Origin of the sequence: Kordia sp. (assembly GCF_050633145.1) — a bacterium.
GTDB lineage: Bacteria > Bacteroidota > Bacteroidia > Flavobacteriales > Flavobacteriaceae > Kordia.
Genome location: NZ_JBOEFY010000050.1, coordinates 26,196 through 40,491, shown reverse-complemented (window position 1 = coordinate 40,491; position 14,296 = coordinate 26,196). Strand labels below are relative to the sequence as shown.

At 31.3% G+C, this 14,296-nt stretch carries 14 protein-coding genes; 10 read left to right on the top strand and 4 right to left on the bottom strand.

Features of this window, described 5'->3' with window-relative positions:
• The first annotated feature begins 332 nt into the window (after positions 1 to 332).
• The 3 genes from ACRBBL_RS21275 (at position 333) to ACRBBL_RS21265 (ending at position 5,178) form a co-directional block, all read left to right on the top strand.
• Complete coding sequence (locus tag ACRBBL_RS21275; RefSeq protein ID WP_431371148.1) at positions 333 to 1,535, top strand: porin; 1,203 nt, start codon at positions 333 to 335, stop codon at positions 1,533 to 1,535.
• A 77-nt stretch (positions 1,536 to 1,612) separates the two neighbouring features.
• Positions 1,613 to 4,321: an inorganic phosphate transporter gene (locus ACRBBL_RS21270; RefSeq protein WP_431371106.1), complete on the top strand. Its 2,709-nt coding sequence runs from the start codon at positions 1,613 to 1,615 to the stop codon at positions 4,319 to 4,321.
• A gap of 143 nt (positions 4,322 to 4,464) precedes the next feature.
• Positions 4,465 to 5,178 (top strand): DUF6503 family protein, encoded by a 714-nt coding sequence (locus ACRBBL_RS21265; protein WP_431371105.1) that lies wholly within the window; start codon positions 4,465 to 4,467, stop codon positions 5,176 to 5,178.
• 117 nt (positions 5,179 to 5,295) lie between these two features.
• Here ACRBBL_RS21265 and dxs read toward each other — a convergent pair whose 3' ends face one another.
• Positions 5,296 to 7,068, bottom strand: a complete 1,773-nt coding sequence (gene dxs / locus ACRBBL_RS21260; protein WP_431371104.1) for a 1-deoxy-D-xylulose-5-phosphate synthase — start codon at positions 7,066 to 7,068, stop codon at positions 5,296 to 5,298.
• A gap of 283 nt (positions 7,069 to 7,351) precedes the next feature.
• Between dxs and ACRBBL_RS21255 the strand changes: the two genes are divergently transcribed.
• From ACRBBL_RS21255 to ACRBBL_RS21225, 7 genes are read left to right on the top strand one after another with little or no spacing between them, the layout of a single operon-like run.
• Positions 7,352 to 7,741, top strand: coding sequence for a hypothetical protein (locus ACRBBL_RS21255; protein WP_431371103.1), 390 nt, complete (start codon positions 7,352 to 7,354; stop codon positions 7,739 to 7,741).
• Positions 7,738 to 8,664, top strand: a complete 927-nt coding sequence (locus tag ACRBBL_RS21250; RefSeq protein ID WP_431371102.1) for a hypothetical protein — start codon at positions 7,738 to 7,740, stop codon at positions 8,662 to 8,664. The genes ACRBBL_RS21255 and ACRBBL_RS21250 overlap by 4 nt, the downstream gene beginning before the upstream one ends.
• A 9-nt stretch (positions 8,665 to 8,673) precedes the next feature.
• Positions 8,674 to 9,030 carry a hypothetical protein gene (locus tag ACRBBL_RS21245; RefSeq protein ID WP_431371101.1) on the top strand — a complete coding sequence of 119 codons (357 nt, stop codon included), beginning with the start codon at positions 8,674 to 8,676 and terminating at the stop codon, positions 9,028 to 9,030.
• 16 nt (positions 9,031 to 9,046) lie between these two features.
• Positions 9,047 to 10,303, top strand: coding sequence for a S8 family peptidase (locus tag ACRBBL_RS21240; protein ID WP_431371100.1), 1,257 nt, complete (start codon positions 9,047 to 9,049; stop codon positions 10,301 to 10,303).
• A gap of 20 nt (positions 10,304 to 10,323) precedes the next feature.
• Positions 10,324 to 10,791, top strand: a complete 468-nt coding sequence (locus tag ACRBBL_RS21235) for a hypothetical protein (protein WP_431371099.1) — start codon at positions 10,324 to 10,326, stop codon at positions 10,789 to 10,791.
• Positions 10,788 to 12,380, top strand: a complete 1,593-nt coding sequence (locus ACRBBL_RS21230) for a LytTR family transcriptional regulator DNA-binding domain-containing protein (protein WP_431371098.1) — start codon at positions 10,788 to 10,790, stop codon at positions 12,378 to 12,380. Before ACRBBL_RS21235 ends, ACRBBL_RS21230 begins: the two co-directional genes overlap by 4 nt.
• Positions 12,381 to 12,404: 24 nt before the next feature.
• The gene (locus ACRBBL_RS21225) at positions 12,405 to 12,860 is read left to right on the top strand and encodes a nucleoside deaminase (RefSeq protein ID WP_431371097.1); all 456 of its coding nucleotides are present in this window, start codon (positions 12,405 to 12,407) and stop codon (positions 12,858 to 12,860) included.
• A 377-nt stretch (positions 12,861 to 13,237) separates the two neighbouring features.
• Here ACRBBL_RS21225 and ACRBBL_RS21220 read toward each other — a convergent pair whose 3' ends face one another.
• The 3 genes from ACRBBL_RS21220 to ACRBBL_RS21210 all read right to left on the bottom strand — a co-directional run bounded on the left by ACRBBL_RS21220 (position 13,238) and on the right by ACRBBL_RS21210 (position 14,287).
• Entirely contained in the window at positions 13,238 to 13,432 is a 195-nt protein-coding gene (locus ACRBBL_RS21220; protein ID WP_431371096.1) for a cold-shock protein, read from the bottom strand.
• An 81-nt stretch (positions 13,433 to 13,513) separates the two neighbouring features.
• Entirely contained in the window at positions 13,514 to 13,753 is a 240-nt protein-coding gene (locus ACRBBL_RS21215; protein ID WP_431371095.1) for a hypothetical protein, read from the bottom strand.
• A 9-nt stretch (positions 13,754 to 13,762) separates the two neighbouring features.
• The gene (locus ACRBBL_RS21210) at positions 13,763 to 14,287 is read right to left on the bottom strand and encodes a PsbP-related protein (protein ID WP_431371094.1); all 525 of its coding nucleotides are present in this window, start codon (positions 14,285 to 14,287) and stop codon (positions 13,763 to 13,765) included.
• Positions 14,288 to 14,296 lie beyond the last annotated feature (9 nt).

Sequence of the window (14,296 nt, the reverse complement as noted above, 5' to 3'; positions counted from 1 at the left end):
CATTTTCCTCGCAATATACTATATAAATAACAGAAATCCCATCAAGAACAAATTCTAGATACAATATTCCCGTTTTTCAAACAAAAAAATGTTTTTTTGTTTCTTTTATCGTAATCGTTATTGTTGCCAGCTCATTACCTTTTAAGCCTACAAGATAATTTTAACAATAATGTAATTATATAAAATTATTACGACCAAATTTTGATAATTAATGTTACCTTAACTATGGGATTGAATTTCTTTCGTAATAGAATAAACCAATTTACCATAGTATTAAATTAAATTTTAGTTGTTTTACACTAAAACGGTGATTTATTAAAAACTCTTGAATGATCAAAATAAAAGTCCTCTTAATTCTATTTTTCTCTACTTTTGTATTCAAATCTAAAGCACAAGAAATCAGTGTTCCAGAATTCGGGAAAGGTATTTTAAATATCCAAAAAAAAGACAGCACTTTTAGTATGAATTTTAGCGCTAGAATGCAATTTTTGGCTATTTCTCAATGGGAAGATCAGAATGGAGACCTTGTGAATTCTGAATCCAATTTTTTAGTTCGTAGAGCACGTTTAAAATTTAAAGGGTTTGCCTTTTCTCCAAAACTTCAATATAAAATTGAGATAGGGTTATCTAATAGAGATATTGCTGGAGGGTCAGAATTTACCAATAATACACCAAGATATATTTTGGATGCTTTGGTAAAATGGAATTTTCATGAGAATTTTTGGCTTTGGGTCGGGCAAACTAAATTGCCAGGAAACAGGGAACGTGTTATCTCTTCAGGAGACTTATCATTAGTAGATCGCTCTCTTTTAAATGTCAATTTCAATATTGATCGCGATGTTGGATTACAATTACGACATCATTTTAAACTTTCAAATAGTTTTATTGTTCGTGAAATGTTTGCTTTTTCCCAAGGAGAAGGACGAAATGTAACTACTGGAAATCTTGGAGGTTATCAATATACAGGTAGAATCGAATTATTACCCTTTGGAACATTCCAACAAAATGGAGATTATTCGGGCGTTGACTTTTTAAGAGAACAAAATTTAAAAGTAGCTATTGGTGCTACCTATGATTTTAATAATGATGCAGTAAAAAGTAGAAGTAATCTAGGTACTTACATGAAAACAGATACTGGTTTTCACGAAACTAACATTAGTACTTTTTTTATTGATACTATGTTAAAATATAAAGGTTTTTCATTTCTGGGAGAATATGCTAGTAGAGATGCAGATAATCCTATTGCCAAAAATGCTGATGGCAGTTTAACAGGTGATGTCGTAGAAATTGGAAATGCGCTTAATTTGCAAGCAGGTTATTTATTTACTAGTAATTATGAAGTGACTGGACGCTACACAAATATCAATTTTAATAAAAATATTACAGGAAAAGGTCTTGAAGAGCAATTTACACTTGGAGTTTCAAAATATATAGTAGGACATAAGTTAAAAATACAGTCAGACATTAGTTATTTATCTGTAAATAAAGGTAATGATCAATTAATGTGCAGATTGCAATTTGATGTTCATTTCTAGAAAGATATAACCTTAAGGTAACATTTGCTTTAATAACACTCCTGATATTTGCATATTATTTTTTAACATATTTTTTTATGGAGAATATTTACTTATATATGATTATTGCTCTTGCAATTTTGGCTATTGCCGATTTAGTAGTAGGAGTAAGTAATGATGCGGTAAACTTTTTAAACTCTGCTATTGGTTCTAAAGCCATTTCTTTTAGAACGCTTATGATTGTAGCGAGTGTTGGAGTTGCTATCGGTGCCATTTTTTCAAGCGGATTGATGGAAGTCGCCCGAAAAGGAATTTTCAATCCTGGCGAATTTATGTTTGAAGAGATCATGATTATTTTCATGGCAGTAATGATTACAGATATTCTACTGCTCGATTTCTTTAATTCTATAGGATTACCTACTTCAACAACCGTTTCTATTGTATTTGAATTGTTAGGTGCTTCTGTGGCAATAGCATTGATAAAAATTGGTGCTAATGATGCGGAAACTGCTTCAGACATAACAAAGTATATAAACACAGAAACTGCAACGTGGATTATATTCGGAATTATTCTCTCGGTCTTTGTCGCTTTTACCATTGGTGCCATTGTACAATGGATATCCAGACTTATATTATCTTATAACTTTGAGAAAAAAGCAAAATGGGTTGGCGCATTGTTTGGTGGTATTGCCTTAACTGCTATTACCTATTTCATTTTTATGAAAGGAATCAAAGGAACTGCCTATGCAAAAGCTATTGTCGACACTGTAAATAATATTCCAATAAATAATCTTCTTGAATGGGGTAATGAATACTTAGGAACTACATATGAGACTTTAGAAGGCTCGGAAGGATTTCTTGAAAAGACAAAAGATTTATTAAAAATTGATGGAAATACAGCTGATTTAACATTAAGAGGGTTTCTTGAAAAATATGTACTTCCAATTGTTGGGATAAGTTTAGTATTCTGGTCATTATTATCCTATGCATTGATGAACTTCTTTAAGATGAATATCTACAAACTAATTATCATTGTAGGAACATTTGCACTAGCATTGGCATTTGCAGGAAACGATTTAGTGAACTTCATCGGACCATCAACTGGAGCATTTCAAGCATATACCGATTTTATGGATCCTTTGGTGAACACGCAAGGTTTATCGGCAACTGAGTTTCCAATGGATAGTATTGGTAAAAAAGTAACAACTCCTACATTCCTTTTAGTAATTGCTGGATTGATAATGGTGGTTACATTATGGTTTTCTACCAAAGCTAAAAATGTAGTAAAAACATCATTAGATTTATCTAGTCAGGGAGAAACGAAAGAGCGTTTTCAGCCTAACTTTTTATCTAGAGGGTTTGTTAGAATGGCGATGGCAATGTCCAAAACAACTTCTTATATTTTACCTGAATCATGGCAACAAAAAATAGAGAAACAGTTTGAAACACCCGAAGTAACTTTATCAAGAGATAAAACAGAAGAATTACCCGCTTTCGATATGGTTAGAGCTGCCGTAAACCTTATGGTTGCTGCTGTTTTAATTTCTTTCGCAACCTCTTTAAAACTTCCACTGTCTACAACCTATGTAACTTTTATGGTTGCTATGGGTACATCTTTAGCTGATAGAGCTTGGGGAGCTGAAAGTGCCGTGTATAGAGTTGCAGGTGTATTAAACGTAATTGGTGGTTGGTTCTTTACAGCACTAAGTGCATTTATCGCAGCTGGATTGGTAGCATTCTTATTAAACTTGAATTTAGAAGTAATGTTCCCTATACTACTAGTTGTCGCTATAGGATTATTAGTAAGAAGCACTATTGTTTATAATAAAAAATCGAAAGAAGCTAAGGCTGAAGATCACTTACAGAAAACAGAAAGCAGTTCTGTACAAGGAGTTATTCACGAAAGTGCAGATAATATTGCAAATGTTGTAAAACGTGGTAATAGAATCTACACAAACGCTATTAACGGATTGGCTAAACAAGATTTAGCAATGCTTAAGAAGAATAAAAAGAATATTGTAAAACTTTCAGATGAAATTGACGAGTTGCGTGACAATATCTTTTATTTTATTAAGAACCTTGACGAATCAAGTATTGGTGCAAGTAACTTCTACATTAATATTTTAGGATATTTACAAGACATGACACAATCATTAGAATACATTTCTAAAGTAAGTCATAAGCACATTAATAACAATCACAAGAAATTAAAATTCAACCAAATTAAAGAGTTAAAACAAGTTGATGCGGCATTAGAGAATTTATTTAATGAAATGAATGCTGCCTTTAACTCACGTTCATTTGAACAAATTGGTGATATTTTAGAAAATAAGAAACAAGTTTTTGACTTGGTATCTCAGAAAATTCAAGTGCAAGTAGCGCGAACAAGAACTGAAGAGTCAAGTCCAAAGAATACAACACTATACTTTAGTTTGTTATTAGAGACAAAAGATTTATTAAATGCTACGATGAATCTTTTAGAAGAATATCATGATGCGCACGATGCTACTGTAAAGCCTGCAACAATTTCTATTGAAGAAAGTAATACAGATCAAGAGTTGTCAGAAGCAAAAACGAAAGAGGTAAAAACATCTGAAGCTAAGAAACCTGCTTCAGATACTCCAGAAGCAAAAACGAAAGAGGTTAAAACACCTGAAACTAAGAAGTCTGCTTCAGATACTCCAAAAGCAAAAGCTAAAGAAGTAAAAACACCTGAAGCTAAAAAACCAGCTTCAGATACATCTGAAACAAAGCCTAGCAAAAAGTCAGATACTGACACAGACGAGACTTCAGGAAAAACTGAATAGTATTTAAATACCATACGCATATTAAAAAAACACAGCTCATGCTGTGTTTTTTTGTTTTACAAAAGTTTCAGTCTATGTATCTAGCTCTTTCATCTGATTAAAAATAGCTATCTTAGACTTCATTAATTTTAGCTTATCAACCCATGAACAAATCATTTTTTTTAAGCATTTTATGCTGTTTTATTTATATAACAACTGCAACTAGCCAAGAGCTTACTGGGCAACAATTACTAGAAAAATCTATTCAATATCATGATCCTAACGGAAATTGGAAAACATTTAATGGAACACTTCAAGTAACGATGGAAACGCCTAAAAACGAGCCACGCGTTAGTACGATTAAAATTAATTTGCCAAAGGAATATTTTTATTTAAAAGCTGCTCGAGATGGAAAAACGACAGAGTACACCATTGAAAAAAACGATTGTACTATTGCATTTAATGGAAAAACAGATATTTCTGAAGAAGTGATTAAAGAAAATAAATTAAGTTGTGAACGTGCCAATTTATACAAGAATTATTATACGTATCTCTATGGTTTGCCAATGAAGTTAGAAGATAAAGGGACTATAATTGATCCGAAAGTGATGAAGAAGACCTTTAAAGGAAAAGAATATTTAGTGCTAAAGGCAACCTATGCAGAAAGTGTTGGAAAAGATACTTGGTACTTTTATTTTGATCCAAAAACCTATGCAATGGAAGTGTATCAGTTTTATAAGGATGAATCTAAAAATGATGGAGAATATATTTTACTTACTGAAGAAGCTGTCATTAATGGAGTTAAAATGCCAAAAAAACGCGCTTGGTATTATAATAAAGACAACGGGTATTTAGGAACGGATATTTTAGGAAATTAGATCACTTCACTTCAATTTTGCTTAGCGTGATGCTTATAGATTATGATGCTTTTTGATACATGATTTCGAGCGAATACAAGTCTAAAGTTAATGTTGAAAAACACTTAAAAATCAATGTTAGTTGCTTGATAAAGAGAGTAGCAGTTTTTTAATTTCATCTCTAGAAATTCCACACTCTTCATACAATTCTGCAACAGTTCCGTGCTCAATAAAACGATCGGGAATTCCGCGAAGGTATAGTGTGTTGTTGTAATTATGTACTGCAGCAAATTCGGCAATTGCACTTCCAAATCCGCCATTAATTACACCATTTTCAAGTGTAACAATGATTTCATATCGATCAAAAATATCATGAAGTAATTTTTCATCCAACGGTTTTACAAACTGCATATCATACAATCCGATTTCATTGGTAGAATCCAATTCGTCAATTACTGTTTTCGCCATATTCCCGATATGTCCGATGCTCAACACGGCAATTTTAGTACCTTTTTTCAAACAACGCCCTTTTCCAATAGCAATTGGTTCAAAAGCACGTTTCCAATCTACAATAGAACCGCGACCTCTTGGATACCGAATCGCAATCGGATGTTCTAAACCAAGTTGTGCTGTGTACATTATATTTCGCAATGCAATCTCATCAAAAGGTGCAAAAATGATGAGGTTTGGTATGCAACGTAAATACGCCAAATCGAACACTCCGTGATGTGTAGCGCCATCTTCGCCAACCAAACCAGCTCTATCCAAACAAAAAATTACTGGTAAATTCTGTAATGCCACATCATGAATCACCTGATCGTATGCGCGTTGCAAAAACGTAGAATACACATTGCAAAACGGAATCAAACTTTGCGTTGCCATTCCTGCAGCTAAAGTAACTGCGTGTTGTTCGGCAATACCAACATCAAACGCTCGCTCGGGAATTTCGTCCATCATAAACTTTAACGAGCTTCCTGTAGGCATGGCAGGCGTAATTCCCACAATCTTTTCATTCTCTTTAGCAAGTTCTACAATCGTATGTCCAAACACATCTTGAAACTTTGGTGGCAAATGTGCTGTATCTTTAGGTTTCAATTCGCCAGTATGCTTATCAAACTTCCCTGGCGCATGATATTTCACTTGATCTTCTTCTGCTTTCTGCAATCCTTTACCTTTCGTAGTAATCACATGCAAAAACTTCGGACCTTTTACCGTTTTCAAACGTTCCAATTCGGCAACAACGGCAAAAATATCATGTCCGTCAATTGGTCCTGAATAATTAAAATTCAAGGCTTCAAAAATGTTATCTTGTTTCTGTGTTCCTTTCTTTACATTCGTCAAATACATTTTCAATGCACCCACACTTGGATCAATTCCAATAGCGTTATCATTCAGAATAATCAACACATTTGTATCGGTTACACCTGCATGATTCATGGCTTCAAACGCCATTCCGCTTGCAATAGAAGCATCTCCAACGACTGCAATATGTTGTTTCGTAAAATCCTGTTGTAACTTGGATGCGATTGCCATTCCTAAAGCTGCAGAAATCGCTGTAGAGGAATGTCCAACACCAAACGTATCATATATGCTTTCATCACGTTTTGGAAAGCCAGAAATCCCGTTTTTTCTTCTGTTTGTATGAAAAACATCTTTGCGTTCGGTTAAAATCTTATGTCCGTATGCTTGATGTCCAACATCCCAAACGAGCAAATCATTTGGTGTATCAAACACATAATGTAGTGCAATTGTCAAATCGACCACACCTAAACTTGCGCCTAAATGTCCTTCTTTCACCGAAACAATATCAATAATAAACTTGCGAAGCTCTTTTGCGACTTGTGGTAAATCTGCTTTTGGAAGCTTTCGTAAATCTACGGGTGAATGAATATGTGAAAGTATATTTTTCATGGGCGAATTAAGAATGGTAAAATTACGATTTTAATTCGAGACGATTTTTATACAAATAGTTATAAAAAAAGCTGTTTTTAAGTTCAATTCATTTTTGGGAATATTCAAAAAGTCAATTCTTTTTCATTAGAAAGCATCCTCCTACAAAACCATTCGCGTCATTCACGTTATTTTTCATGTCATTCGCGACAAAATTTTGTTTTTAAGGTTGATTATCAGATAGTTTTGAGGAAAGCTGTTGCAACGCTTGTGAAGTAGATTATTAATTTAAAAAACGGAAATTATGAATACAACTGATAAAAATTATTTCTACGCTTTGTTGAAATTATTGACAGAATTTGATCGAGCTGTTGAGACAGATTCTTATGAAAATGTAAGAACAATGATTAATCATATTGGAGCAAATATCTCATTTCAAGAAAGTGAGAAACTCTTTATGGAAGTAGCTAATTATCTTTCTGCGGTAAGGTATTATGACTTAGGGAAAATTACTTTGCAAACACATCTAAAAAATGACTTAAATATGTCACAGATGGCAAAAAAACTTATGCGTGCTCCTTTAAATAGAATTATTGAAAAATTTGGAGGAGGCACATGGGTGAGAAATTCAGATTGTATTGCTTGTGAAAAAGTTAGTGATTGTGTTGAATTGATTAAATCAAAATTACCATGAAATCAGTATTAATTATAATAACGAGTCTATTTTTCTTAAGTAGCTATGCTCAAGAAGAAAATGGTTTTAAACTAAGAAAATCAGCTATTGATTATTTAGCAGATAACAACTCAGGAGAGACAAATAGAGGAGCTTTGTTCTCGTTCACAAAGCCAAAAGGTGAATCAGCATCAGTTTTATTGAATGCAGCCGCGATTTACACTTTTAATTTTATGGAGCCTAAAGTTGATAGGGAACGAAAACTTATATTTTATGCGCAATATGATGTTAATACCCTAATTAATGAAGAGCAAAATAATTTAATAGGAGGATTTATATACAAGGATAATCTCTTAAAAGGACAAAATAAAGATAGAGAATTAATTAAACCCGAATTAGCTTTTTCAGGAGGATTAAGGAGAGATTTTGAAAATAAATTTGATGCTTTACAGACAAAAATAACGTTTTCCTTAATTGAATTTGATTACAAGAAAAAAGCTAATAATTATCAGCCAAGTTTTTATAGAGACAAAGAAAAAGATTCTAGTAATACTTCTACTAATAAAAGTGGCTGGAATTTTATAGGAAAGAATTTTTTTTATTTAATAAATTTAGGATTAGAATATGATTATCGTTTTAGTGGTGTAATTTCTGAATTAGATGGAAACTTACTACGCTCTTTTTCACAATTAAAATTTAGTTGGAAGGTTTTTGACCCAGTAGTAATTTATTCTGATCTTCAATATCGTCAAAACCTCTGGAATACTACAGGAATAGATACTTCCTCTTTTACTTTTTTAACAACAGGTGTAGACTTACCTTTTTCACTAAATGATAATATTAGCTCTTCTGTTGGTCTGGTTTATGTGAATGGAGAAAACCCAAATAATGGATTTAATAAGCAATCGTATTATGCTGTTAATTTATCATTAAAAATCAATTAAAAGAAAATTATGAAAACAAATTATAAACATATAAAGGCCCTAAAAAACGAAGTTTTAAACTCAGAAGAGGTTTTATCATTTATTCAAAATAATCCTAGAGAGTTTTTTGAAAAAATAAATCAAGAACCTAAAAGAATTCCTTGGATTTATGCTTTAATAATATCAATAATTGGTTTGGCATTTGTTATAAGTGTTATATATATAGCAGTTATTGCATTGGCAGACCCTCACATAATTGCTGGAAAAGCAAAGTCTATTGAGATTCCAGATGTTCTAGTGGTTGTAGCATCTTCTTCTATAGCTGTACTGGCTGGTTTATTAGCTCCTTCCCCATTATCAAGTCAACGACAAGAGCAGATTAGTTAACCAAAAACTTATTACAATGAATTTTATAATAGAATCAAAAGATCCTAAGGATTTAGATATTTTAAGAGAAAGAATTTCTAAAATTAAAAGTAGATATACTTTTTCTCATTTTTCTCTTTTGGATAAATTTAAAAATGAAGGAATAAATGAATTGGATGCATTTAATTCTGAAGAATTTGAAAGGATTTCTAACAGATTTAGTTTTTTGGAAATACAAGGAGCTACAAGAATTGGAGAAACAATAAAAAATGTTTTAAATATTGAAGGTTTAGATTTTGTAAAAGAGGTTAATGTAAACTTCGCAGATACAAAAGAAACTTTTATTGATTTTAGAGCAATTAATAATAGTACATATAGACAGTTAATTTTTGATATGATAGGTTTTAGCCATCAATTTTTCAGTGGAGTATTAGAAAATCAAAACCAAATTATTGCTGTTGCTGATACAGGTGTTGACCATACTAACGAAAAATTAAAACCAAACCTTTGGTTTGATCCAACAGTTAATTCTCATGGATTTAATTTAACAACTGCAAATGGTAATGACTTTTTTAATGTATATGATGATACTAGCACTAATAATAAAAGAGGTCATGGTACTGCAGTAAGTAGTATTATAGGAAAAAACACTTTATCAAGTGAAGGGGTTGGAATTTTACCGAGTTCCTTTAAAATACTAAACTTAAAAGTTTTTCCAGGACACAAAAGTAGTTTTACACAAACTTGCTTAGCATTAGTTTTTGCAGGGCTTATGGGAGCAAGCGTAGTGAACTGTAGCTGGGGTATTCCTAAAATACAGAATCAACCTAAACTTGTCCAATTATTAGACCGAGTACTCTTATTTTTAAAAGAGAAGAATTGTATTCCTGTATTTGCTGCTATGAATGATAGAAAAAAGGTTTCTAATATTTTTCCTCAAAATAGTGAGCATGTAATTACAGTAGGCTCAGTTACTCATGACCTAGAAAGAGCAGAAGATTCTAACTGGGGAAATGAGATAGACATTTGGGCTCCTGGAGAAAATATACATGTAATGAAAGCCAGAAAACTAGATGCAACAAAGTACACTTTAGAAAGTGGAACCTCAATGGCAGCGCCTTTCGTAAGTTCCGCAATTGCTTTATTAAAGTCTAAAAACTCATCTCTTGCAATTGATGACATTAAAAAAATCTTAACTGAATCAGGAACGTTAATCGAAATTGATAAATCTGCTCACAAAGTAAGACTTTTAAATATTCAAGAGGCTTTAGCTTATTTACAAAATAATTATTAATAAATTTAAAATATGAAATTATGATTACTATACCAGAAACACAAGAAGATGTAAATAAATTAGTATTTACAAATTTAAACTTGGCCGATAACAAAAGTTTTCAATTGCTTCATAATGATGTTAAAAATGATTTTAGATATCAACTATTAGGAAGATTCGAAGCAGAACGTAACGGAGAAAATTTTAAGATTAAACAAATAGATTTTAAAATAATATATATAAATTTCCCTGAAGGATCTTCGTATTACAAAATAAGAAGAGTGGAAATAGAGCTCCCAGAAAATAGTGATTATGGAGCAGAGATTTATATTTATATTGAAGGTACAGATGAAGAAAAAACAGGAATTGATTATACTTATAATAGAGTTTTTGAAATTAATTCAAATAAATCGCTCATTGATTATCATATAAGAGATTTGGATGGTGAAACAGTAAATCGATTTGGTAATCCATGTAAAACATTAGCTTACTACCAATTGAAAGGATGATAAGAAATTTATATCTCATATTATTTTTTTTGAATTTGAGTTTTGTTTCAGCTCAGAAAAGAATTGATCATTATAAAATTATAGATCAATTTAGAAGATATGAATTAGATTCTATAGATAAACAAATCAATGCTCTACCAGAATCAACATCTAAAGACATTCTTAAACTGGAACTTAGATATCAAATTTCAGGAGAAATTAATAGAAATGATATTGATTGTATAAAGTCAAAAAGTAAAGAACACTATCTAGATAGTGTTCTTTACTATAATTTTTTAGGAGATTTTTATTTAAGAAAATCAAAAATAGAGAAGATTGATTATATAAAAGCTTTTAGTAATTATGAAAAGTCATTGGAAATCTCAAAAAGGCATAATCATCAAGAACTAATAATGGAGTCTCTTCGTCGAATTAATCACTTTTTTTTATTAAATCCAACGGATGAAAATCTGAATAAACATTTTGTAAATGAAATTAGATTATTTAGTCGAGACAACGTAGATATTTTTTGGAGCAAATATTATAAAGAATTTTATAATATGACACAGAAAGCAATTAGTAAAGGAGCTTTAAAATCACATGAAAAGAGATTTTCAGAGAAAGACTTTACCAATTTAAAAAAAGAATCGGAAAAATTAATTTTTTTAGCAAAAGGTAATAGTTATTTTATGGGCATCTCCTTACATTATAAAAGTATGTTGTTACTAGAAAATAAGGATGCTTTAAATGAAGCATTAGATTATATAAAACAAGCTCTTGAGTACCATAATCAAAATAATCTGTATTACTCAAAGCAAAGAAAAGAAAGAACATTTACATTATTAGCAAATCATACATATAAGAATAATAACTATAAAAAAGCTGTTGATCTACTTCATCAAATATTAAAAAATAATCAAAACGAAATTGAAATTGGATTTAAAAAATCTATATATAGTAACCTTTACAAGGTATATAAAGAACAAAAAATAGTTGATAGCCTATCTTATTATTTAGAATTGTTTACAATTACTAATAATGAAGAGAAACAAGAATTTGCAGCAGTTGAGATTAGAAAAATATATGAAAAAAATAACTCCCAAGAATACCAACGAAAACTTAAAAAACAAGAAAAAGAAATCATGAATCAAACAACTATACTAAGTATAGTTCTCCCAATCTTAGCCATTATAGCCCTAATCGCTATTGCATTATTTTATTACTTTAAAAAATACAAATCCAAATCAAAGAATCTAGAATCCGCACAATCGGAAACGCTTGAAAAAATAGAAGAACTCAAAAGTATTGTGATTAAAAACCATATCGTTCTCAAAGACAAAACCAAAGTCTATATCTCAGATTTAATGTACATCAAATCAGAAGATCATTACTTGAGAATCTTTACCAACGATACCAAAAGTGCCTTTGTTCGCGGAAAGCTGAGTCAGATAAAAGAAGAATTGCCACCAAATTTCATACAATCGCATCGTTCGTACATAATCAATTCAAACTTTATCAAGCAGATAAATAACAATCATATTATTCTATTGGATAAAACTGAAATTCCATTGTCGCGTTCGCACAAAAACAATTTCAAAGATAAACCGTAGCTTTGCCAAAAAATAAGTTACACTATGCAACTCGAAGACATCTACGACGACAACTATTTCATGAAAAAAGCGCTACAAGAAGCGGAAATGGCGTTTGAAAAAGGAGAAGTTCCTGTCGGTGCTGTCATTGTTATTGACAATAGAGTGATTGCACGTGGACATAACTTAACAGAAACCTTAAATGATGTCACAGCACATGCTGAAATGCAAGCTATTACGGCGGCGGCTAACTTCTTAGGTGGAAAATATCTAAAAAGATGCACCTTATATGTCACTTTAGAACCTTGCCAAATGTGTGCAGGTGCGTTGTATTGGAGTCAAATATCAAACATTGTCTATGGTGCTCGCGATGAAGAACGCGGTTGCATTCACCTAAACACAAAACTACATCCAAAAACTGTGATGAAAGGAGGCGTACTAGCAGAAGAAGCTTCAACTTTAATGAAACAATTCTTTATTCAAAGGAGAAATTTAAATTAAATACCTTTTATTCTAACGTGAACTCGGTATAAAAACCAACAGTGATTTTCTTCTTTTCCGCAGTATAGCGGGGATTTTTCGTTAAAAATTTTTGAAGCCTTGGAAAAAATTTAGAAAAATTCATGCGGTTTTAATTTTTTCCTTAAAAGAAAAATTAAAAATACCTCTGGAAAAGCGCACTTTCTTTTGTTTCTTTTCTTTGTGCGATCAAAGAAAATGAAAGTAAGAATGTAAATTTCAGTATTTTACAAATAATACAATAAGTATTCTTAAAATTTTGTTTGAATAAAATTTACGTTAAACGGACATTGCTGTCCATAAAAAAACGCGCAATTAATATTGCGCGCATAGCTTGTAATGGTGGGTTTTTGAACAACTTATTCAATAATTTGTACTTGTACTGCAACCATTCCTTTTCGGCCTTCTTCTTCTTCATACGATACGTTATCGTCTGCGTTTAATACTAAGCCATTTAAATTGGAAACATGAACAAAAATGTCTTTCCCTGTGTCGTCGTTGGTAATAAAGCCAAAACCTTTGTCTTCATTGAAAAATTTAACTGTACCAGTCATTTGTGATAAAAAATAAAATTAATAGGTAACTAAGTTACTATTTTTCAAGGAAAACCACGCAAGTGAGTTGTGTTTTTTGTGTTATTCTTTTCGAGAGAAGTCATTCATTTCTTTCAAATTCTCGTTTGAAAGTATAAAATCTTCCTTTTTTTTGTTTTTATATCGATGGTAAATAAAGAGCGGCATCCAAATAAAAGAAAATATTAAAACGCACACACCAATTACTTTTTGATCGAAGTCTTCTTCGGCAAATTCATAATTATAAGCGAAAATTCCAACGCCCAATAATGCAACAATAAGGATGATAAGAATGTATTTCATAATAGGAGTTTATTCTACTTTGATTGAACTAAGTATCTTTTTAGTTTTATTGAATAATTGTATAAAATCTTGTGTTTTTTTAGAAGGATCGCTCCAAAAGGCAGTCGCAGTTGTCAAAATTATTTTTCCATCATATTCAAGAGCAAAGCTTATAAATTCAATTGGAAGATGTGCTGCTGTTGCAGTACAAAAATAGCGCATTCCTTTTTTATCATCAGATTGCACCTCTTTTTTTAGTTTAATTTTACAATCTTTATATGTATTATTATTCAGCAAATCATTTTCATATTCCTTGGTAAACGCTTCTAAAGTTTGCTTATTTTTAGTGATTTGTAACCCTATAGTTATTATGAAACCTTCTGATTCATTATTAGATTCCATAATGTAAATAAGATTCCCAGGCATTTTTTTTTCTTGCCAATTAGATGGAAATTCTATTGAAAATCCATTTCGATTAACCGTTGTTAGTTCTTGAGAAAAAACAATTGACGAAGAAAACACCAATACTATCAATATACTTGTAATAAATCGCATGTAAAAATG